Consider the following 20,031-nt stretch of genomic DNA (forward strand, 5'->3'; position numbering starts at 1 on the left):
GCCCTGGGCCCCAAGGGTTCTATCCGGGACCGGCTGACGCCTCCCGGATGGGTTGAGGGCCTTCGGCCCAGGGAGTTATATAATACCGCTGCGTTGGCGAGGTACGGCGCCTTACGGCGCCATTTTGTAAGCCGCTTTGCGGCAGTTTTCCGCCGTCAGGCGGTATATCATGGCGCCCGACAGGGCGCCCACATCGCCAGCGCAGCGATGCTTTATAACTCCCGAGGGCGGGAGCCCTCAACCCGCCTGTCAGGCGAAGCCGATCACAGGCAGAACCCTTGGCGCTGAGGGCCGCAGGCCCGATAGCGCCATCAACCCTCACGCCGCAGGCGTGTCAACCTTCGGGAATACAGGTAAGCACCGTAGTGCCTCAACAGTGCCACATAATTTGTCAAGGAAATTTCATTGACAGGTACCACCGACTTGTATATAATTATTCTGTTATGGTGTGCGAAAAATGGCACTGCCAGCATGTAAGGAGGTGTTACTCATGGCAAAAATGACATTCCAGCCGAACAACCACTGGAGAAAACAGACTCACGGTTTCCGCGCTCGTATGAAGACAAAAGCAGGCCGTATTGTTCTGAAAAGAAGAAGAGCAAAGGGCAGAAAGGTATTAAGTGCCTAATCTAGATGAGAAGGGAAAGGCGGATTTCAGTCTTCCCCGCTCTTCCCGTATACGACAGAATAGGGATTACCGAAGAATTTATCGCCAGGGTAAGCGTTTCAGCAACCGGGCGGGGCTTCTCTATCTGGTGAAATCCAGGAGAAGCGATGTCCGCATCGGCTTTGTGGCTACGAAGAAAATCGGCCATGCCTTTGCCCGGAACCGGGCTAAACGGCTGATGAAGGAGGTTTACCGCCTCCACAGGCATGAGCTTGCTTCCCACTATGAAGCCATCCTGCTGGCCAGTCCCTTCCTTACCGGCGCAAGCTATGGGGAAGCGGAAAAAGCGATACTGGCATTATGGCGAAAAGCCGGGATTCTGGAGCATTGATATGAAAACTGTACTCATGGCGCTCATACGCTTTTACAGAATTTTCATTTCTCCGTTGAAACCTCCCTGCTGCCGGTTTACACCTACCTGCAGTGAATATGCGCTGCAGGCGATAGAAAAATACGGTGCCCTGAAAGGCAGCTGGCTCGCAGTCAAACGGATTATCCGCTGCAATCCTTTTTGCAAAGGCGGTTATGATCCTTTGCCGTGATGTGGCTGCTTTTTTTGTACCACAAACAGCACGGCAGAAGAAATGAACAGGGATTTTCCTGCGGACATCTTTCGCAGAGGACCCATTGTACCACGGACGCAGGGCATCACCGGGCGTCCCCAATTTCCGGCATCCTTTTCCATGCCCATAACAATGAGAGCGGATTCCCGCTCATACCCACATACAGAGCAGGTTTTGAAATGCAGAGACCTGCCGTTACACGGTTGAAATGAAGACCGTACAAGGAGTTATAATGAGTGATTTTCAGATTCCGCTTCTGAGCAGTCTGGTAGGATTTCTGGCCGATATCATGCGTGTCTGCCTGGAATATGCCTATAAACTGACCGATGATCTGGGATTCCCCAGCTACGGGATTGCCATCATCGTTTTGACCATTATCATTAAGACCGCTCTCCTTCCCCTGGCCGTTAAGCAGATCAAATCCATGAAGGCCATGCAGGAAATCCAGCCTCTGATGCAGCAGGTACAGAAGAAATACAAAAACGACCCGAAGAAACTTCGGGAAGAAATGGGAAAGCTCTATAAAGAACACGGCGCCAACCCCATGTCCGGATGCCTTCCTCTTCTGATCCAGATGCCATTCCTGGTTTCCATTTACTATGCCCTCCAGGGATTCCCCTACGACCCGGCCCATGAAAGTTTCCTCTGGCTGGAAAGTCTGGCCGTACCGGACAGCACCTACATCCTGCCTATCCTTTCCGCCGCATCCACCTTCGTCATTTCCTGGCAGACCACGCCGAAAGACGCACCGGGAAACCAGAAGACCATGCTTCTCGTCATGCCTCTTATGATTGGCTGGATGTCCCTGAATTTCCCAAGCGGCCTCGTCATTTACTGGATCGTGGTGAACCTGTACCAGCTGGTACAGCAGACCATTATGTTCCGTGAAGAAATGGCGGAGCGCTTCAAAGGCAGCAAGCCCAAAAAAGGCGTTGTCACCGTTCATGGCGATGTGCAGCAGGAAAACCTGAAGGAAACGAAGAAGAAAAAAGTGATTCGCAAGAGAGTCATCAGGAAAGTGGTCAGAAAGAAAGACGATGGCCCAGAAGCGCACAAAGAAGAAAACAAAGAAGCCTCTGCAGAAAAGGATGCTCCTTCTGCTGATTCAGTGAAAGAAGAAAAGAAATCCAGTGCTGCAGATACTCCTTCCAGGGAAGAAACTGTGAAAACAGAACCTTCCGATACAAAAGAGTCCAAAGATTCCGGGGAGGCTGAAGACAAAAAATGAAAACAGTGAGAATCACCGCAAAAACCATTGAAGCAGCCGTAGCCGAAGGCTTAAAGCAGCTTGGCATCAGCCGGGAGGAAGCTGTGGTTCATGTAGTGGAACAGCCCTCCAGCGGACTTTTCGGCCTGATTCATAAGAAGATGGCCGTCGTGGACATTTCCGCTCCTGACGAAGAAGTGCCGGCAGAAGAACCGAAACAGGAAGAAGCAGCTCCTGCCGAAGCACCGAAGGAAGAAACAGAGACGAAAGCACCTTCTGCAGAAGAAACACCGGCGGAAGAGAAAACGGCCGAAGAAGCAGAAGCACCGAAAGAAGCTCCTGCTCCCAAGGCAGAGGAAACGGAGAAGAAAGGCAGAGAAGACTTCGTCTTCAAACAGGAAGAACAGGAAAAAACGGCAGAAGAAGCCAAGAAATTCCTGGCTTCCGTCTTTAAGGGCATGCACCTGGATGTGACCATGGAATGCCTGATGAACGAAGAACGGATTCTTCTGAACCTCCACGGCGAAGGCCTGGGCATCCTCATCGGAAAGCACGGCCAGACCCTGGATGCGCTCCAGTACCTCACCAACCTGGCAGCAGGCAAAGCCTTCCACCATCACTACTTCGTCCTTCTTGACGTGGAAAACTACAGGGAACGCCGCAAGGATACCCTGGAAGCCCTGGCAAGAAGACTGGCAGCCAAGGTAAAGCGCACCGGCGAACCGGTGAAGCTGGAACCCATGGCAGCCGGCGAACGCCGCATTATCCATCTGGCACTGCAGGATGACGGCGCCGTCACCACGGAAAGTGAAGGCGAAGCACCGCATCGCTATGTAGTCATCAAGAGAAACGACTGATTCTGGCGGCATCAAAAAACTCCCCTTTTTGGGGGAGTTTTTTGATGCGTCACTTACGGCAGGGGGATGTATTCCCGAAGGTTGACGCCCGCTTTCGCGGGCGAGGGTTGAGCCAGCCGCCGGGCTGACGCCCTGGGCTGGCAGGGTTCTGCCTGTGATCGGCTTCGCCTTACAGGCGGGTTGAGGGCTTGCGCCCTCGGGAGTTATAAAGCATCGCTGCGCTGGCGATGTGGGCGCCCTGTCGGGCGCCATGATATACCGCCTGACGGCGGAAAACTGCCGCGAAGCGGCTTACAAAATGGCGCCGTAAGGCGCCGTACCTCGCCAACGCAGTGGTACTATTTAACTCCCTGGGCCGAAGGCCCTGAACCCATCCGGGAAGCGTCAGCCGGTCCCGGATAGAACCCTTGCCAGCCCAGGGCCGTCAGGCCCGGCGGCTGCCTCAACTCGAGCGCAGCGAGGTTGGCCTGTTTTCCTCGGGCGAAGCCCGGTTGTCCGGTTTTCGCCGCCAAAGGCGGCATAAAAAATGGCGCCCCATAGGGCGCCCACCTTCCCAATCGGTCGGGCGATTAAAAGGAAGGCCTCCTGTTGGGCAGGCTAGAGGCCAACTTCGCCCGACTTGCGTATTCCATGCGGAATACGCACAGAGCGATACTATATACCTCCCGAGGGCGGAGCCCTCAACCCGTCCGGGAGGCGTTAGCCGGTCCCGGACAGAACCCTTGGCGCCCAGGGCCAGAGGCCCGGCGGCGCCATCAACCCTCGCGGCGAAGCCGCGTCAACCTTCGGGAATACAGGTAAGCGCCGAGCCCCGGAAGAGTGCCGCCACTTTCTGCGCGCCGCATATGTTATAATTATAATGATACATAAACCAAAGGAGAGGAGGAAAACATGGGACCTTCTGATGTGTTGAAGCGGTACTTCGGCTATGACGCTTTCCGACCCCGGCAGCGGGAAGTGATTGATGCCATTGTCAAAGGAGAAGATGTGATGGCCATCATGCCTACGGGAGCCGGAAAATCCATCTGCTTCCAGATTCCTGCCCTCCTTTTTCCCCACGGCACCATCATCATTTCGCCCCTGATTTCCCTTATGAAGGACCAGGTGGAGACGCTGACGGAACAGGGGATTCCGGCATCCTTTGTGAACAGCACCATTCCCTATGAAGAGTCCATCGAGCGCCTCCGGAATCTGTACCGGGGGAAGATCAAGCTCCTCTACATGGCGCCGGAAAAGCTGGAGCCTTCCTATTTCACCCAGTGCCTGGCCCAGGTACCTCTTTCCATGATCGTCATTGACGAGGCACACTGCGTGTCCCAGTGGGGCCACGATTTCCGCCCCTCTTATCGGAAAATCAAAGATTTCATCGATTCCCTTCCCCGCCGTCCGGTGGTCACCGCCTTTACCGCCACGGCCACGCCGCTGGTGGAGGCGGACATGAAGGAGAGCCTGGGACTGGAGAAGGCCCGGGTGTTCCGCACGGGACTGGACAGGCCGAACTTGTCTTTCCGGGTTATCCAGGGGGCAGCGAAGGAGGATTTCATCCTTCGCTATGTGAAGAGTCACAAGAAAGAAAGCGGCATTATTTACTGCGCCACCAGGAAAGCGGTGGATACGGTGTATGACCTGCTCCGCCGGCGGGGCATCAATGCAGGCCGCTACCATGCAGGCATGGAAGATGAAGACCGCCGCCAGGCCCAGGAAGATTTTTCCTTTGATAATGTGACGGTCATGGTGGCTACCAATGCCTTCGGCATGGGCATCGACAAGAGCAATGTGCGCTATGTGATTCATTACCAGATGCCCAAAAGTCTGGAAGCCTACTATCAGGAAGCCGGCAGGGCCGGCAGAGACGGGGCTAAGTCCGAGTGCATCCTCCTTTACAGCGGACAGGATGCCGGCATCCAGCGATACCTCATCGAACAGGGAAATCAGGATGAGGACCAGCGAAAAATGGACTATCACCGGCTGAACGCCATGGTGGACTACTGCCAGACCACCTCCTGCCTTCGGAATTTCATCCTTGCCTATTTCGGCGAAAAGGTGACGGAGCCCTGCGGCCACTGCGGCAACTGCGAAAGCGGGAAAGGCAGGGTGGATATCACCGACATGGCGGTGCTCGTTTTCAAAACCATCCGATCCCTTCATGAAAGGTTCGGCGCCTCCCTCATTGCCGACGTACTCCATGGCAGCCATTCCCGTGCGATTGTGGAGAGGAAACTGGAGGATACGCCGACCTACGGGAAGCTGTCCTTTGAAAAGGCGTCCCATATCAAGAGCGCATTGAACAATTTCATCGCCGACGGCTATCTCCGGCGGGAAGGGGAGCCCTATGCGGTGCTGAAGCTCACCGACAAAGCCCGGCAGGTGCTTGCAGGCAGGGAAAAGGTATACGGCCTTGCCTTCGGCGCTGAAAGCGTCATGGCCGACGCGGCGGTGGAAAAGAAGATCGATCGGAATCCGGTCCGGCGGGGCGGCCTTTTCGAAAAACTCAGAAAGCTGCGCACCCTTATTGCCAGGGAGGAACAGGTACCGCCTTTTGTGGTATTTTCCGATGCCACTCTGGAAGATATGGCAGCGGTGAAGCCAAAGAACCTGGAAGACATGGGAAAGGTGCATGGCGTGGGCGCCTTCAAGCTGGAAAAGTACGGCGCCCGGTTTCTGGAAGTGCTGCTGGATCAGAATGAGGAGGAAGAAAAGGAAGAGGAAACGGACAGTCATGAGGACAGCGCCCTTCTGGAGGAACTGAAAAATCTGCGTCGCCGTATGGCCGGCGAGGTGCACAAGGCGCCCAAGTCTATTTTCTCCGATGAAATCCTTTCTTCCATGGTGCTCCAGCGGCCCGGGACTTTGGAGGAATTAAAGCGCATCCGGGGCATCGGCTCTAAAAAGGCAGCGGCCTACGGCATGCCCTTCCTTCGTCTGCTGGGAAACAACGTGCCGACGGCTCAGCCGGTGCCAGCGGATATCAGGCAGAGTGCCTGTTTCCTCTTCCTGAAAAAGGTAAGGGACCGGCTGGCAGGCGGGAGGAAGGGGGATGCCTTCTTCTCCGACGAAAGCCTTCACCGCCTCGCTTCCGGCGACAGCTCCGTGCTTTCATCCCTTTCCGAAAGGGATGCGGCGGAATTCAGGAAAGCCCTGGAAACTTATAAAAAGATAAGAAGCTGCTGAGAGGGCGCATCATTCCGGTGGGCGCTGTCAGCCTTAGAAAATGCAAATACAACTAGAAACAGGAAAGTGAAACTTTCTATATAACCATCACAAAGGAGGACCTATGAGCCTTGCAGATAAAGAATACCTGGGAATTGTAAAGAATATCCTGGAAAAGGGAAAGCTGGGACAGAACCGCACCGGTATGCCGGCCTACAAGCTGCCCCACCAGATCATGCAGTTTGACCTGGAAAAGGAATTTCCTATCCTTACCACTAAATTCGTGGCTTTTAAGACGGCGGTGAAGGAAATCCTCTGGATATGGCAGAAGCAGTCCAACGATGTGCGGCTTCTCCAGAAATGGAACTGCCATATCTGGGACGAATGGATGAGGGAAGACGGCACCATCGGCAAGGCCTACGGCTACCAGCTGGCCAAGTATCACCAGGTGGACACCCTGCTGAAGACACTGAAGGAGGACCCCCAGAGCCGCCGCATGGTGGTGGATCTCTGGAACGCCGGTGATCTGCCGGATATGGCTCTCTATCCCTGCGCCTTCCTCACCATGTGGGATGTGTCCGATGAAGGGAAGCTGAACTGCATGCTGGTGCAGCGGAGCGGCGATATGGGCCTGGGAGTACCTTTCAACATGGCCCAGTATGCAGCCCTAATCTGTATGATTGCCCAGGTGAGCGGCCTTAAGCCCGGCCTTTTCACCCATGTCATCAATAACGCCCATATTTATGAAAACCATGCGGAGGCTCTGCAGATGCAGCTGAAGCGCCTGCCTGAGGCCTATGAAGCGCCGAAGCTGGTGCTGAATCCGGAAATTCACGATTTCTATGATTTCCAGCCCGAAGACATTGTGCTGGAAAATTATAAACATCATGACAAAATCGCCATGGAGGTATCGGTATGAGCCTTTCCATCATTGTGGCCCGGGCGGAAAACGGAGTCATCGGGAAGGACAACCGCCTGATCTGGCATCTCTCCGATGATTTGAAGCGGTTCAAATCCCTCACCATGGGTCATGCCATCATCATGGGCCGGAAGACCTTTGAAAGCCTGCCCAAAGTGCTGCCGGGACGGGTGCACTATGTACTCACAGGCAGCAGGGACTATGAAGCGCCGGAGGGTGTGCGCCTTTTCCACAGCGTGGAGGAGCTCCTCTCCGCCCTGCCGGAGGATGAAAATTTCGTCATCGGCGGCGAGCATATGTACAGGGAAATGCTTCCCTATGCCGATACCCTCTATATTACGGAAATCCGGAAATCCTATGAGGGCGATGCCTTCTTCCCTGAGTTTGACGGGAAAGATTGGGAGCTTGTGGAAAAAGAAGCAGCATCGGGGGACATTCCCCATGATTTCTGCACCTATAAAAGAATCAAAAAGTAAGAAGGGATACTATGAGGATTGCAGTTCGTTATTACAGCCGCGGCGGTTCCACGGAAAAGGCAGCCAGAGCCATTGCCCGGGAAGCGGGAGAAAGGGCGGAAACCACAGATAAGCCCCTGAACAGGAGGGTGGACCTCCTGTTCATCGGCAGCGGCATTTACAAAGGCCATATTGACAGCCATGTGAAGGATTTCATCGAAAGCCTTTCGCCGGACAAGGTGGGCAAGGCCGTTTTCTTCAGCACTGCCATGATGGGCGGTGGAAAGAGCGATGAAGAGGTGAGAAAGCTCCTGGAAAAGAAGGGGATTCCCATGGACACCAGGACCTTCCACTGTCACGGACAGTTCCTCTTCTTCCATAGAGGCCATCCGGACCGGAAGGACCTTCTGGATGCGGAAATCTTCGCCAAGAAAATCATAAGGAAATAAGAAAAGGAAAGCGCGCTCCCCGGAGGGGCGCTTTTTTTATTGGAGAAATTCCAAGATTACGTGGCAGGCAGGGAGGAAATTTTGCTGGCATATCTTAACTATACATTCAGCATATCGAATTTATTAAATTAAATATAGAGTATTTAAATTTTAGTAAATTCTACAATTAATAATTCCCTAATTATCAAAAGTAACTTAAAAGATATAAATACGGTATACCATGTAAAAATATTTTGGCATATTGACTAATAGGTTATGGGCAGCTTATTATATGTCTGCGATAACGAAAAGAATTATCAAATAGCGGAAAGCGGTGCGGCCTGTATCAGGGCGCCTGCTTTCCTGAAAGAAATGGGGTGAAGGGTATGATGCCTCTTGTTTTTGCCAAAGAAGGGGAAACCGTCACCATCCGCCGCATAGGCGGGCGGGATGATGTGCGTCAGCATCTGGCGGAACTGGGGTTCGTAGTAGATTCACCGGTTCTGATTGTGAGTCATATGGCGGGAAACCTGATTGTCCAGGTGAAAGGCAGCCGAGTGGCTCTGGATCGATCCATGGCACAGAAGATATTTTACTGAAAGAGGGATAACAGATGAAAACATTAAGAGATGTACCGGTAGGCGCCAAAGCCCTGGTGAAGCGGATTCACGGCGAAGGACCTCTCCGCCGCCGCATTATGGATATGGGCATCACCAAGGGTACGGAAGTGTATGTACGCAAGGTGGCGCCGCTGGGAGATCCGGTGGAGCTTACGGTCAGAGGCTATGAACTTTCCATTCGTAAAAATGAAGCGGAAGCTGTAGAAGTAGAACCATAATCAAAAAATGAGAGGAGAAGCTGGTATGGCTATCAGAATTGCCCTGGCGGGCAACCCGAACTGCGGTAAAACGACCTTATTTAATGAACTCACCGGCAGTTCCCAGTATGTGGGAAACTGGCCCGGCGTTACAGTAGAAAAGAAGGATGGCATCCTGAAGGGACACAAAGATGTGATTATCCAGGACCTGCCCGGTATTTATTCCCTTTCTCCCTACACCATGGAAGAAAAGGTGGCCAGGAACTACCTGGTCAATGAACAGCCTGATGCCATTCTGAACATCATCGATGGCACGAACCTGGAAAGAAACCTCTATCTTTCCACCCAGCTCATTGAAATCGGACTGCCTGTGGTGATGGCAGTGAACATGATGGACCTGGTGAAAAAGAACGGGGATGCCATTGATGTGAAAAAGATGGCGGAAGAACTGGGCTGTGAAGTGGTAGAAATTTCCGCCCTCCAGGGAAAGGGCTGCATGGAAGCGGCAGAAAAGGCGATGGCCGCGGCGAAAGCGAAGAGGACGGTTCATCTGCCTTCCGTATTCACCGGCAGCGTGGAGCATGCCATCGCTCATATCGAAGAAACCATTGCGCCGAAGGTGGAGGACCGATTCCTGCGCTGGTATGCCATCAAGGTATTTGAACGGGACGAAGATGCCACTGGCGCCCTGCAGCTGGACCCCAAAACCATGAGCCATCTGGAAGGCCATATCAAGGACTGCGAAGATGAACTGGATGACGATTCCGAATCCATTATCATCAACCAGCGGTATGCCTATATTGCCAAAATTATTGACGGCGTACTGAAGAGGAAAACCGCGGCCCACACCATGACCGTTTCCGATAAGATCGACCGGGTGGTGACAAACCGTATCCTGGCCCTGCCGATTTTCTTCCTCATTATGACGGCAGTCTATTTCATTTCCTGCTCCCTCATCGGCGGACCGGTGACAGACTGGGTGAATGATGATTTCTTCGGCGGCATCGTTACCGACACCGCATCGGACCTGCTGGAAGCCATTGAAGCGCCGGACTGGCTGGAAAGCCTTCTGGTAGATGGCATCATCGGCGGCGTAGGCACGGTGCTTGGCTTCGTGCCCCAGATTTTAAGCATTTTCTTCTTCCTCTCCCTTTTGGAAGATTCCGGATACATGGCCCGGGGAGCCTTCATTATGGACAGGATTTTCAGGAAATTCGGACTTTCCGGTAAATCCTTCATTCCTATCCTGGTGGGCAGCGGCTGCGGCGTGCCGGCAGTCATGGCTACAAGGACCATTGAGGACCAGCGGGACCGCCGCATGACCATCATGCTCTGCACCTTCATCCCCTGCTCCGCCAAGGCCGTCATCATTGCCATGATTACCTCCACCTTCTTCCCGGACTCCGTGCTCATGGCACCGTCCATGTACTTCCTGGGCATTGCCGTCATCGTGCTGGCAGGCATTGCATTGAAGAAAACATCCATCTTTGCCGGCGACCCGGCTCCCTTCGTCATGGAACTGCCGGCTTACCACATTCCGTCCATGAAGGGCGTACTGATTCATATGTGGGAAAGAGCCCGGGGCTTCATCATTAAAGCAGGCACCATCATTTTCGCTGTATGCGTGATTATCTGGTTCTTCTCCTCTTTCAACATCACCATGGATATGGTAGATGATATTGAAGACTCCATGCTGGCAGGCTTTGGCCATCTGATTTCCTGGATCTTCGCTCCCCTGGGCCTGGGCGATTGGAAAGGCGCTGTGGCCGTCATCTCTGCAGAAATGGCAAAGGAAGACGCCATCGGTACCCTGGCTGTGCTGAACGGTGTAGCCAAGGATGCAGAAGATGAAGCTGTGATGGCCGGCATTGCCGGTATGTTTACACCCATTGCCGCCTTCTCCTACATGATTCTGAACCTCTTCGACCCGCCCTGCATCGTGGCCATGGCCACCATTGCCAGGGAAATGGGCGACAGGAAATGGGCAGCCCTGGCCATCGGCTTCCAGGTCATCCTGGGCTACTCCCTGGCCTTCATTGCCTACAACCTGGGCGGCTGGCTTTTCTATGGATTTGCCTTCGGCTTTGCCCAGATTCTGGCCATCGCCCTCTGCCTTGTGGGCCTCTACTTCATCCTTCGCCCGGCACCAAAGGTCAAAGATGAAGGGGTAGAAGGCGCCGGCGCCAAGGCGTAAAATCATAAAAATGCTGCGGGAATCCCTATTCCCGAAGAAAGGAAGGATATCCATGAGTATTGGCACTTACGCAGTACTGGCTGTCATTGCCATCGGCTTCGTTCTGGCCTGCCGTCATATTTACCGAGTCACCCTGGGCGGCGGCAGCTGCTGCGGCGGTGGGGACGGGGAATGTCCTGCCTGCCGTGCCAGGAAGATGAAACTTCATGGCGGGCTGAAAAAAGAATAAATAAAAGGGCTGTGAAGAAATGAAAATCATTTCATCGCAGCCCTTTTTATGTGGTAAAAACAGGAAACCGCAGCCACCCCTGCCACCGCAAGGGGTAGATGCAAACCGCCACCACCACCCTCGCGCCAAAGGCGCGTCAAACTTAAGAACCCTCCGGCCCATAGGGCCGGTCAATCTTAAGAACCTTCCCCTATGAACCCTTTTAGGATAGCAGAACCTGCCTCATCCCGCCTTTCGGCAGGCGGCGCGGAAGTCCCTGGGCGTCATGTGGAAGCTGCGGCTGAACAGTTTGGCAAAGTAGCTCTGGCTGGAAAAGCCGCAGGCATAGGCAATGTCCGCAATGGGCGTATCCTGGTATTCCAGAAGGGTGCGGCTTACAGAAAGGCGGTACTCATTGACATAATCCATGGGCGAGGAACCCATGTAGGTCTTGAATATGGAGGAACATTTACTGCGGGATACTTTTCCAGCGGCGGCGATTTCATCCAGGGTGATTTTTTCTCCGTAATGGCGGCGGATAAAGTCGGCCATGTCCTTCAGCACGGCCCGGTCGGAAGGAGAGGGAAGAGGGATGGCCTTTTCCTCTACTGGGAACAGGGTGCAGAGACGGTAGAGGAGAAGGTGGAGGAAGGCAATGACCTGCAGGCGGCCCAGCGGATCCCTGCGCTGGCCTGCCTTTTCGATATCCTCCATGAGGGAGGATATCTCGCCGGCCCCTTTTTGAGAGGCAGGAATGTACAGAAAATCGGACCGGCGGCTGTCTAAAAAGGGATGAATGAGACGGCTTCGGATTTCCTGGTCCGCCGTCATTACCTCCTGGTTCACTAGCACCCGGATCAGGGTGGTCCCTTCCGCTTCCCTGCCGTTCCGGTGGATCACATTGGGGAAGAGAAGGAGCGTGTCTCCGGCATGAAGGGTGATGACGGCCTCATTGATTTGAAATTCCAGGGCCCCTGAAAGAAGGGTGAGACACTCTGCTTCCTCATGCCAGTGGGTGAGGAGGGTGCCTTTCCGGCCCTTTCCCTCCCGTTCGGCATAGAGGGTCTTCGTTTCAGTGCCTATGACGGAAGGGGTGCCGGGGATAAGGGAGTAAGATTTCATAATACACCTCGATTTGTAAAATCCTTATAAAAATAAAGATAATTTTGCTATTTTTATTTCATTTCTGACGATATAATTGTATCAGAAATTGAGATAAATAGATATGATTTCCAAAGAAAAGTATTCAAAATTCATCTTATTATAAGGAGGAACTATCATGGAAAAATTACTGAACAAATTACTGGCTGACCTGGTGGTGGAATACCACAAACTGCAGAGCTATCACTGGTACCTGAAGGGCTACCATTTCTTCGACGATCATCCGAAGCTGGAAAGCTACTATGACATGATTGCCGGCATGGTAGACGGCGTGGCAGAGGATATGCTGAAGCTGTCCCTGAAACCGGAATCCACCATGAAAGGATTCCTGGCCCTCACTTCTGTGAAAGAAGCAGAAAACGGGGAAGTCACCTCGGCAGAAGCCTTCGCTTCCACCCTGAAGGACTTCGAACTCCTTCGTGACGACGTGCTGGCTGTGAAGAAGGCAGCTGACGAAAGCGGCGACTACCTCACCAGCGCTCTCATGGACGACTACATCGAAAGCTTCTACAAGGAAATCTGGATGCTGCGTCAGGTACTGAAATAAGAATATCCGCTGACTGGCAGAAGGGGCTGTGGGAAATGGAAATCATTTCCCACAGCCCTTTTATTATGGCCCTGTGATGACGGGCCGCCTGCCGCCATGTGCGTGTACCATGGGGGAGTGAGATTTTGCTGCTCTGCTGCGCTTTCGTCGAAATGACGACAGGGCAAGGCGGCGTTTCTGCTATCTGAGGCGTGAGATTTCTCCACTCCGCTCCGCTACGGTCGAAATGACGAAGTGGCGAGTTGGCGTTTCTGTCATTTGCCCCTTTGAAATGACCGTATGCTGCCTGCCGCCACCGTCATCTCGAGCGGAGGGACATGGCGGTATGGGGATAAAGACCTCGGGGGCTATTGAAACGCTGAGTCGAGAGATCTCCGGTCGCTATGCTGCATACCATGGGAGAGTGAGATTTTGCTGCTCCGCTGTGCTGCGGTCGAAATGACGAAGCGGCGGGTCGGCGTTTCTGTCATTTGAGGCGTGAGATTTTGCTGCTCTGCTTTCGTTGAAATGACGGTGGGGCGGAGGGGGTTCGGTGTCCATCATTTCCCACAGCCCTTTTGGCATGGTTCCATTTCCTTCGTGAAAATGTTGCCCCACTCTGTTACAATAAATATATAAATTTCAATCTATTTTCCTTAAGGAGTTTTATATGTACGAAGAAACAACCATTGCAGCCATAGCCACCGCCCCCGGTGAAGGGGGCATAGGCATTGTCCGCATCAGCGGCAGTCAGGCTGCCGATGTGGCGGATGCCCTGTTTCATACGAAAAAAATCGCATCCTTTCATGAGGCCGAGCCTTACCGGCTCTACTTCGGCCATGTAGTCAGGAAGGACCAGAGGGTAGATGAAGGGCTGGCGGTGTACATGAAGGCACCCCATTCCTACACCGGCGAAGACGTGGTGGAAATCCAGATTCACGGCTCCACCGAAGCTCTTCGGGAGACATTGGAGCTGGCTTTGGAAAACGGCGCCCTCCCTGCCAGCCGCGGCGAATTTACCAAAAGGGCCTTCCTCAACGGCCGGCTGGACCTGACCCAGGCAGAAGCGGTGATGGACATCATCGAAGCCCGGGGCTCCGCCGCCCTGTCCCAGGCGGAAAGCCACCTTTCCGGTGCTCTGTCCCGCTTTGTGAAAATGAGCCGGGACGAGCTGACAGACCTCATTACCAAGCTGGAAGTAACCATCGACTATCCCGAAGAAGACCTGGAAGATTTGACCAATGAACAGATTGGGGAAGGACTGGACGGTATCGAAAAGAGCCTTTCCTCCCTGCTGAAACGGTCGGAAGAAGGAAGAATCATCAAAGACGGCCTTCGCACCGCCATTGTGGGCCGCCCCAACGCAGGCAAATCCAGCCTCCTCAATGCCCTTCTCCAGGAAGACCGGGCCATTGTCACCGATATCCCCGGCACCACCAGAGACACCATCGAAGAATCCATCAAAATCGGCGGCGTCCCCCTGGTGCTCATGGATACCGCCGGCCTTCGGGAAACCGATAATAAAGTAGAAAAAATCGGCATTGAAAGGGCAAAAAAATCCATGGAACAGGCAGATCTGGTACTGGCCGTCATCGACGGCTCCCATGCCCTGGAAAAGGAAGACAAGGAGCTCCTCTCTTCCCTGAAGGGCAGAAAATCCATGGTCATCCTTAATAAATACGACCTGCCCCAGGAAGTGGATGAAGAAGAAATCAAAGCTCTGGCAGGAGATGCACCGGTAGTGTCTCTCTCCGCCCGCTACGGAAGCGGCATGGAAGAACTGGAAGAAGCCCTCCGCCGCCTCACCGAAACCCAGGACAGAGATGCCGGAAGACGGCTCTTTCTCACCAACCTCCGCCATGTGGACCTGGTGAAAAAAGCGCTGGAAGCTGTCCGCCGCGCCCAGCAGTCACTCAAAGATGGCATGCCGGCCGACTGCATTACCGTGGACCTGGTGGAAGCCTGGAACCGCATGGGTGAAATCACGGGAGAAACGGTGGATAACGAACTGATTAACAAGATTTTCGAACGGTTCTGCGTGGGGAAATAGCGGGCTGGTGGGCTAGTGTACTAGTGGGCTGGTGAGCTAGTGGGAAAGTGGGAAAGTTGTCTGCTGTCCGCTATTGGCTATCGGCTGTCGGCTGTTCGCCGCAGGAAAGCGCAGAGAGGCCTATTCTGCCCCCTGAATAGGGGTGACCGTGATAGGCGGCCAATTCCCGCCGACTTGTATTTATCGGTAGATGAGACACTATCGGCATGTACAAAGATTCTTCGCTTACGCTCAGAATGACTGTGACGGAGGGAAGGTAAGCACGTAATGCAGCCTCCTTCCTTTGGAAGGAGATCCGCGGAGCGGTGAGGATAGGCCTTTGCGAAGCAAAGGCATCGCCCGACAGGGCGATACCACCTCCTCTGAACCCTCTGAACCCTCTGAACCTTCTGAACCCGGGCCGCCCCGCGGCCCCATAGTATTTCCCCCTTTTAAACTATCTCTAGATTTTATATAATAAAGTATCGGCTTATTATAAAGAGAAGCAGCGTTCTGCTGCTTCTTTCATTGAAGAAAGAAGGAAACCATGTATCTTATTGATACGTATGATGTTATCGTGGTAGGAGCCGGCCATGCAGGCTGCGAGGCGGCCCTGGCCGCTGCCCGCCTTGGCTGCAAGACCCTCCTTACCACCATTTCCCTGGAAAACGTGGCTATGATGCCCTGCAATCCGGCCATCGGGGGACCGGGCAAGAGCCATCTGGTGAAGGAAATCGATGCCCTGGGCGGTGAAATGGGCATTGCCGCAGATAAGACTGCCATCCAGATGCGCATGCTGAATCTGGGAAAGGGACCGGCGGTCTATGCCCTCCGCGCCCAGTCCGACAAGAATGCTTACCACCGCTACATGAAGCAGGTGGTGGAAAATACGGACAACCTGGACCTGAAACAGGTGCAGGTCATGGATATCATTGTGGAAGATGGGAAATGCGTAGGCATTACCACGGAGCTTCACGAAGAATATCGGGCCAAAGCAGTCATTCTCTGCACCGGCACCTACCTGGACAGTGAAATCATTATCGGCGACACCATGTATTCCGGCGGCCCCAACGGCATGCGTCCCTCCGTAGGCCTTTCAGAAAATCTGAAGAAACACGGCCTGGACATTCTCCGTTTCAAAACCGGCACCCCCAGCCGCGTGGACATCCGGAGCCTCCATCTGGACCATATGCAGCTGGAACAGGGAGATCCCAAGAACCATGCCTTCTCCTTCATGGACGAACGGGCAGACCGGAACCAGCGGAACTGCTGGCTCACCTACACCAATGAGACCACCCATGCCATTATCCGGGAAAACCTCATGAGAGCCCCCAAGTATGCCGGCCTCATCCACGGCGTCGGTGCCCGCTACTGCCCCTCCATCGAAGACAAGGTGGTCCGTTTCCCCGACAAGAAGCGGCATCAGCTCTTCATCGAACCGGAAGGCCTTGATACCAATGAAATGTATGTCCAGGGCATGTCCACGTCCATGCCCATTGACGTGCAGTACGCCTTCCTCCGCACCATTCCGGGACTGGAAGATGTGAAGGTCATGCGCCCGGCCTATGCCATTGAATACGACCTGCTGGATCCCCTGCAGCTCTATCCCACCCTGGAAGTGAAGAAACTGCCGGGCCTCTACTCCGCGGGCCAGTCAAACGGCACCTCCGGCTACGAAGAAGCCGCTGCCCAGGGCCTCATGGCCGGCATCAATGCGGCCCTTAAAATCAAAGGGAAGGAACCCTTCATCCTGGGCCGCCACGAAGCCTATACCGGCGCCTTAATCGACGACCTGGTGACCAAGGGCACCAACGAACCCTACCGCATGATGACCAGCCGCAGCGAATACCGGCTCATCCTCCGCCAGGACAATGCGGACCTGCGCCTTACCCAGAAAGGCTATGACATCGGTCTGGTTACAGAAGAACGGTACCGCCGGTTCCTGGACAGGAAGAGAAAATTTGAAGAAGCCATGCACTACATCCGTACCAAGCGCTTCACCCCCAAGGCGGACGTGAACGCCGCCCTGGAAAGCATAGGCTCTGCGCCCCTCACCACCGGCATGGGAGCCGATAAGATTCTGAAGCGTCCGGAAATGACCTACCAGAAAATGGTGGACGTCCTGGGCTGCCCTTCCTTCGACCCTGAAGCGGTGGAGGAAATGGAAATCACTGTGAAATATGAAGGCTACATTGCCCGTCAGGAAGCAGCCGTGAAGAAAGCGGCCCGCATGGAAAACGAAAAAATGCCCAAAGACATGGACTACCTCCATCTGGACGGCATTTCCATCGAAGCCAGGCAGAAACTGGACAAGATCCGTCCCCTCTCCCTGGGACAGGCCTCCCGCATCTCCGGCGTATCTCCGGCGGACATGTCGGTACTCATGGTGTACGTGAAGAGAATGAAAGCGGCGAAATAGGGGGAGACAGTGTCACCGGCGGCGGGAAACTGTATTCCCGAAGGTTGACGCGGCTTCGCCGCGAGGGTTGATGGACCATGCGCTAACGCGCTGGTCCAAGGGTTCTGTCCGGGACCGGCTTTGCCTCCCGGACTGTTTGAGGGCCTCCGGTCCAGGGAGTTATATAGTATTGTGGAGGTCCTGCATAGGACCTCCAAGTCAGCCAAAGTTGGCCCTTAGCCTGCCCATAAAAGGGCCTTCCTTTTAGTCGGCTGACCGTACCGCTGGCGAGGTGGGCGCCAAAGGCGCCATTTTAATGCCGCCAAAGGCGGCATATATGCTCATCGCTCCGAAGGAGCGATACCACAACCCTCGGCCCAAAGGGCCGTCAAACTTAAGAACCCTCCGGCCGACAGGCCGGTCCATCTTAAGAACCCTTTTTATATATCCATCCTTCTTCTCACAGGGAAATGAAGAGAAGAAGGACCATTTCATCACATATTTCTTTTTGGAAGGAGAAAAGAAAAAAGATGACAGCCTGCGAAATGATGGAGGCCCTGGGCCTTCCGGCCAATGAGGAGGCCGCAAGAAAGCTGACTGAGTACAATGCCATGGTCATTGCCATGAGCAAAAAAGTGAATCTCACAGGCATTAAGGATGTGGACGAAAGCCTCATCAAGAATGTCTATGATTCCCTTACCGTATACGATCCCAAATATTTTCCTGCAAAGGGACGGGTCCTTGACCTTGGCACCGGTGCCGGATTCCCCGGCGTGCCGCTGGCCATCCTGCGGCCTGATATGCAGTTCCTTCTGGTGGATTCCATCCAGAAAAAACTGACCTTCATTGAAGACGCCTGTGCCGATCTGGGAATCAAAAACGTGAAATGCCTCCATATCCGGGCAGAAGAAGGAGGACGGAGAAGAAAGACCAGGGAAGCCTTCGACGTGGTCACCGCCAGAGCGGTGAAGGCCATGCCCATTATAGCGGAATGGTCCCTTCCCTTCGTAGCCGTGGGCGGCGTCTTTGCCGCCATGAAAGGCCCCGGCGCCGATGAGGAAATGAAGACGGCAGGCCGGATCCTTCGGGAGCTTCACGGCACACTGGAAGAAAAGAAAGAACTTACCCTGCCGGGAGGAGACCGCCGCACTATCCTTTACATCCGGAAAACAGCGCCCTGCCCGAAAACCTATCCCCGGAAAGTGGGTATTGCAGAGAAAAAACCGGTATTGGGAGAATAGGGGCTGGTGAAACCTGCTCTCCGCTCTCCGCTCTCCGCCTGCGGAGACACTATGTATGCTGGACATTATGCTCATTTATCATAAGAAGGGTAAACACGTAAACGTCTTGCGCCCCCTTTAGGGGGAGAGGGCCGCGGAGTGGCGAGGGGGTGTACGAGGCTGCAAGCTCCCATGATACTCTATGTGGCGGAGATCACCGAAAGGGAGCTGTAAAATTGCGGCGCCAGCCGCCACCGCAGCCCCCAGCCCCCAGCCCAAAGGGCCGTCAGCCTTAGAACCTTAAGAACCTCCGCCTGCGGAGGGGACGTGAACCTTTTCTGCTGCACCCTTCGCATTCTGGACATTTTCTTCCGCAGCCCTTATGCACAGCCCGCTGTCGCAGGCAGCCATAACCTGTGGCAAAGCCATGCTCCCTTTTTTGACCCTGCGGCGTGAGCCGCAATTTCATATTGCGAACATTGTCTATTTCTTGTATACTATAGAAATGAAAAAGTGACTGGCGGTTAAAAACAGGAATAAGCCAGCAGGCATGGGAGGTTCGCATGGCATTAACGAAAAAAGCGGAAAGAACGAAGGCCAAACTTCTGGCATCAGCAAGAAAGCTGATTGGGGAAAGAGGATTTGACAGGGTTTCCGTGGAAGATATTACAAGGGACAGCGGCGTAGCCAAAGGAACTTTCTATCATTATTTCAAATGCAAAGAAGATGTGGTGGCAGAGCTTTCGTTCCAGTCCAGCCAGACGATTCTGGAAGAGTCCGTCCATTTTGATGGGACGGCGGATGAACGGTGCTTTCACTATGTGACAGCCCTGTGCCGTGATGCGGACTGGGCCGGCGTGCGGCTGGTGCGCCAGTGGATTCGGGAGGCCATGGAGTCGGAGGAAGAGGATTCGGAAGCCAAGGCCTGCCTTTACGATATCTACAATGCCATTGTGAAAATCTGCGCCGTGCGCCAGGGCCGGGGCCCGGGGGAACTGACGGAAGATGCTCCCCTGGATACGCTGGCCAAACTGCTGATGAGCCATGTCTTCGGTGCTTTAACTATCTGGTGCATGATGAATGGTTCCTGGAATCTGTCGGAGCAGTCTGTGAAATATATGGAAATCGACATAAAAAACCTTTTCAAGCCCTACATGATAGGGAAATAAAAAGAGGCTGTGAAAAAATGTTCATCATTTCTTCACAGCTTTTTCTATTACTTTTTTTGATGG

At 53.9% G+C, this 20,031-nt stretch carries 20 protein-coding genes; 18 read left to right on the forward strand and 2 right to left on the reverse strand.

Annotated features, from left to right (window positions below; genetic code table 11):
• The first annotated feature begins 490 nt into the window (after positions 1–490).
• The 3 genes from rpmH to yidD are packed head-to-tail and all read left to right on the forward strand — an operon-like array spanning position 491 to position 1,209.
• Entirely contained in the window at positions 491–628 is a 138-nt protein-coding gene (gene rpmH, locus HMPREF9453_RS10380; protein ID WP_008860520.1) for a 50S ribosomal protein L34, read from the forward strand.
• A complete protein-coding gene (gene rnpA / locus HMPREF9453_RS10385) occupies positions 621–998 on the forward strand; it encodes a ribonuclease P protein component (protein ID WP_008860521.1) in 378 nt (125 codons plus the stop codon). The genes rpmH and rnpA overlap by 8 nt, the downstream gene beginning before the upstream one ends.
• A gap of 16 nt (positions 999–1,014) precedes the next feature.
• The gene (gene yidD, locus HMPREF9453_RS10390) at positions 1,015–1,209 is read left to right on the forward strand and encodes a membrane protein insertion efficiency factor YidD (RefSeq protein ID WP_353887503.1); all 195 of its coding nucleotides are present in this window, start codon (positions 1,015–1,017) and stop codon (positions 1,207–1,209) included.
• On the opposite strand, the gene HMPREF9453_RS12330 is transcribed toward yidD, so the two are convergent.
• Positions 1,191–1,358 carry a hypothetical protein gene (locus tag HMPREF9453_RS12330; protein ID WP_222859653.1) on the reverse strand — a complete coding sequence of 56 codons (168 nt, stop codon included), beginning with the start codon at positions 1,356–1,358 and terminating at the stop codon, positions 1,191–1,193. The genes yidD and HMPREF9453_RS12330 overlap by 19 nt on opposite strands.
• Positions 1,359–1,462: 104 nt before the next feature.
• Between HMPREF9453_RS12330 and HMPREF9453_RS12435 the strand changes: the two genes are divergently transcribed.
• From HMPREF9453_RS12435 to HMPREF9453_RS12000, 10 genes are all read left to right on the forward strand, one after another.
• On the forward strand, positions 1,463–2,458 hold the full coding sequence (locus HMPREF9453_RS12435) for a YidC/Oxa1 family membrane protein insertase (RefSeq protein ID WP_008860523.1): 996 nt from the start codon (positions 1,463–1,465) through the stop codon (positions 2,456–2,458).
• Complete coding sequence (gene jag / locus HMPREF9453_RS10400) at positions 2,455–3,294, forward strand: RNA-binding cell elongation regulator Jag/EloR (protein ID WP_008860524.1); 840 nt, start codon at positions 2,455–2,457, stop codon at positions 3,292–3,294. Before HMPREF9453_RS12435 ends, jag begins: the two co-directional genes overlap by 4 nt.
• Positions 3,295–4,185: 891 nt before the next feature.
• Positions 4,186–6,465, forward strand: coding sequence for a DNA helicase RecQ (recQ, locus tag HMPREF9453_RS10410; RefSeq protein WP_008860525.1), 2,280 nt, complete (start codon positions 4,186–4,188; stop codon positions 6,463–6,465).
• Positions 6,466–6,568: 103 nt separating this feature from the next.
• The gene (locus HMPREF9453_RS10415; protein WP_008860526.1) at positions 6,569–7,363 is read left to right on the forward strand and encodes a thymidylate synthase; all 795 of its coding nucleotides are present in this window, start codon (positions 6,569–6,571) and stop codon (positions 7,361–7,363) included.
• Entirely contained in the window at positions 7,360–7,839 is a 480-nt protein-coding gene (locus tag HMPREF9453_RS10420; RefSeq protein ID WP_008860527.1) for a dihydrofolate reductase, read from the forward strand. Before HMPREF9453_RS10415 ends, HMPREF9453_RS10420 begins: the two co-directional genes overlap by 4 nt.
• 11 nt (positions 7,840–7,850) lie before the next feature.
• Entirely contained in the window at positions 7,851–8,267 is a 417-nt protein-coding gene (locus HMPREF9453_RS10425; protein ID WP_008860528.1) for a flavodoxin family protein, read from the forward strand.
• A gap of 365 nt (positions 8,268–8,632) precedes the next feature.
• Complete coding sequence (locus HMPREF9453_RS10430) at positions 8,633–8,845, forward strand: FeoA family protein (RefSeq protein WP_040380693.1); 213 nt, start codon at positions 8,633–8,635, stop codon at positions 8,843–8,845.
• Between the two features lie 14 nt (positions 8,846–8,859).
• Complete coding sequence (locus HMPREF9453_RS10435; RefSeq protein ID WP_008860530.1) at positions 8,860–9,084, forward strand: FeoA family protein; 225 nt, start codon at positions 8,860–8,862, stop codon at positions 9,082–9,084.
• A gap of 25 nt (positions 9,085–9,109) precedes the next feature.
• Positions 9,110–11,257, forward strand: coding sequence for a ferrous iron transport protein B (gene feoB / locus HMPREF9453_RS10440; RefSeq protein WP_008860531.1), 2,148 nt, complete (start codon positions 9,110–9,112; stop codon positions 11,255–11,257).
• A 52-nt stretch (positions 11,258–11,309) separates the two neighbouring features.
• The gene (locus HMPREF9453_RS12000; RefSeq protein WP_008860532.1) at positions 11,310–11,486 is read left to right on the forward strand and encodes a hypothetical protein; all 177 of its coding nucleotides are present in this window, start codon (positions 11,310–11,312) and stop codon (positions 11,484–11,486) included.
• Between the two features lie 222 nt (positions 11,487–11,708).
• Here the strand turns inward: HMPREF9453_RS12000 and HMPREF9453_RS10445 are convergent, their stop codons facing one another.
• Entirely contained in the window at positions 11,709–12,587 is an 879-nt protein-coding gene (locus tag HMPREF9453_RS10445; RefSeq protein ID WP_008860533.1) for a helix-turn-helix transcriptional regulator, read from the reverse strand.
• 157 nt (positions 12,588–12,744) lie between these two features.
• Here HMPREF9453_RS10445 and HMPREF9453_RS10450 point away from each other — a divergent pair, with 157 nt between their 5' ends.
• The 5 genes from HMPREF9453_RS10450 (at position 12,745) to HMPREF9453_RS11140 (ending at position 19,968) form a co-directional block, all read left to right on the forward strand.
• Positions 12,745–13,173, forward strand: coding sequence for a Dps family protein (locus HMPREF9453_RS10450; protein ID WP_008860534.1), 429 nt, complete (start codon positions 12,745–12,747; stop codon positions 13,171–13,173).
• A 649-nt stretch (positions 13,174–13,822) separates the two neighbouring features.
• Positions 13,823–15,202 (forward strand): tRNA uridine-5-carboxymethylaminomethyl(34) synthesis GTPase MnmE, encoded by a 1,380-nt coding sequence (gene mnmE / locus HMPREF9453_RS10460; RefSeq protein WP_008860535.1) that lies wholly within the window; start codon positions 13,823–13,825, stop codon positions 15,200–15,202.
• A gap of 526 nt (positions 15,203–15,728) precedes the next feature.
• On the forward strand, positions 15,729–17,600 hold the full coding sequence (gene mnmG, locus HMPREF9453_RS10465) for a tRNA uridine-5-carboxymethylaminomethyl(34) synthesis enzyme MnmG (RefSeq protein WP_008860536.1): 1,872 nt from the start codon (positions 15,729–15,731) through the stop codon (positions 17,598–17,600).
• Between the two features lie 509 nt (positions 17,601–18,109).
• The gene (gene rsmG / locus HMPREF9453_RS10475; RefSeq protein ID WP_008860537.1) at positions 18,110–18,820 is read left to right on the forward strand and encodes a 16S rRNA (guanine(527)-N(7))-methyltransferase RsmG; all 711 of its coding nucleotides are present in this window, start codon (positions 18,110–18,112) and stop codon (positions 18,818–18,820) included.
• A 542-nt stretch (positions 18,821–19,362) separates the two neighbouring features.
• Positions 19,363–19,968, forward strand: coding sequence for a TetR/AcrR family transcriptional regulator (locus HMPREF9453_RS11140; protein ID WP_008860538.1), 606 nt, complete (start codon positions 19,363–19,365; stop codon positions 19,966–19,968).
• Positions 19,969–20,031: the final 63 nt, after the last annotated feature.

This window comes from Dialister succinatiphilus YIT 11850, assembly GCF_000242435.1.
Taxonomy (GTDB): domain Bacteria; phylum Bacillota; class Negativicutes; order Veillonellales; family Dialisteraceae; genus Dialister; species Dialister succinatiphilus.

What these genes read in the sequence shown, in the direction of transcription:
- rsmG (WP_008860537.1), top strand. Translation starts at nt 18,110, where the DNA reads ATGACAGCCTGCGAAATGATGGAGGCCCTGGGCCTTCCGGCCAATGAG.
- recQ (WP_008860525.1), top strand. Translation starts at nt 4,186, where the DNA reads ATGGGACCTTCTGATGTGTTGAAGCGGTACTTCGGCTATGACGCTTTC.
- HMPREF9453_RS10445 (WP_008860533.1), bottom strand. Translation starts at nt 12,587, where the DNA reads ATGAAATCTTACTCCCTTATCCCCGGCACCCCTTCCGTCATAGGCACT.
- HMPREF9453_RS12435 (WP_008860523.1), top strand. Translation starts at nt 1,463, where the DNA reads ATGAGTGATTTTCAGATTCCGCTTCTGAGCAGTCTGGTAGGATTTCTG.
- HMPREF9453_RS10420 (WP_008860527.1), top strand. Translation starts at nt 7,360, where the DNA reads ATGAGCCTTTCCATCATTGTGGCCCGGGCGGAAAACGGAGTCATCGGG.
- HMPREF9453_RS12000 (WP_008860532.1), top strand. Translation starts at nt 11,310, where the DNA reads ATGAGTATTGGCACTTACGCAGTACTGGCTGTCATTGCCATCGGCTTC.
- mnmE (WP_008860535.1), top strand. Translation starts at nt 13,823, where the DNA reads ATGTACGAAGAAACAACCATTGCAGCCATAGCCACCGCCCCCGGTGAA.
- HMPREF9453_RS10430 (WP_040380693.1), top strand. Translation starts at nt 8,633, where the DNA reads ATGATGCCTCTTGTTTTTGCCAAAGAAGGGGAAACCGTCACCATCCGC.
- rpmH (WP_008860520.1), top strand. Translation starts at nt 491, where the DNA reads ATGGCAAAAATGACATTCCAGCCGAACAACCACTGGAGAAAACAGACT.
- HMPREF9453_RS10415 (WP_008860526.1), top strand. Translation starts at nt 6,569, where the DNA reads ATGAGCCTTGCAGATAAAGAATACCTGGGAATTGTAAAGAATATCCTG.
- feoB (WP_008860531.1), top strand. Translation starts at nt 9,110, where the DNA reads ATGGCTATCAGAATTGCCCTGGCGGGCAACCCGAACTGCGGTAAAACG.
- HMPREF9453_RS10450 (WP_008860534.1), top strand. Translation starts at nt 12,745, where the DNA reads ATGGAAAAATTACTGAACAAATTACTGGCTGACCTGGTGGTGGAATAC.
- mnmG (WP_008860536.1), top strand. Translation starts at nt 15,729, where the DNA reads ATGTATCTTATTGATACGTATGATGTTATCGTGGTAGGAGCCGGCCAT.
- HMPREF9453_RS10435 (WP_008860530.1), top strand. Translation starts at nt 8,860, where the DNA reads ATGAAAACATTAAGAGATGTACCGGTAGGCGCCAAAGCCCTGGTGAAG.
- HMPREF9453_RS10425 (WP_008860528.1), top strand. Translation starts at nt 7,851, where the DNA reads ATGAGGATTGCAGTTCGTTATTACAGCCGCGGCGGTTCCACGGAAAAG.
- yidD (WP_353887503.1), top strand. Translation starts at nt 1,015, where the DNA reads ATGGCGCTCATACGCTTTTACAGAATTTTCATTTCTCCGTTGAAACCT.
- HMPREF9453_RS11140 (WP_008860538.1), top strand. Translation starts at nt 19,363, where the DNA reads ATGGCATTAACGAAAAAAGCGGAAAGAACGAAGGCCAAACTTCTGGCA.
- HMPREF9453_RS12330 (WP_222859653.1), bottom strand. Translation starts at nt 1,358, where the DNA reads ATGGGCATGGAAAAGGATGCCGGAAATTGGGGACGCCCGGTGATGCCC.
- jag (WP_008860524.1), top strand. Translation starts at nt 2,455, where the DNA reads ATGAAAACAGTGAGAATCACCGCAAAAACCATTGAAGCAGCCGTAGCC.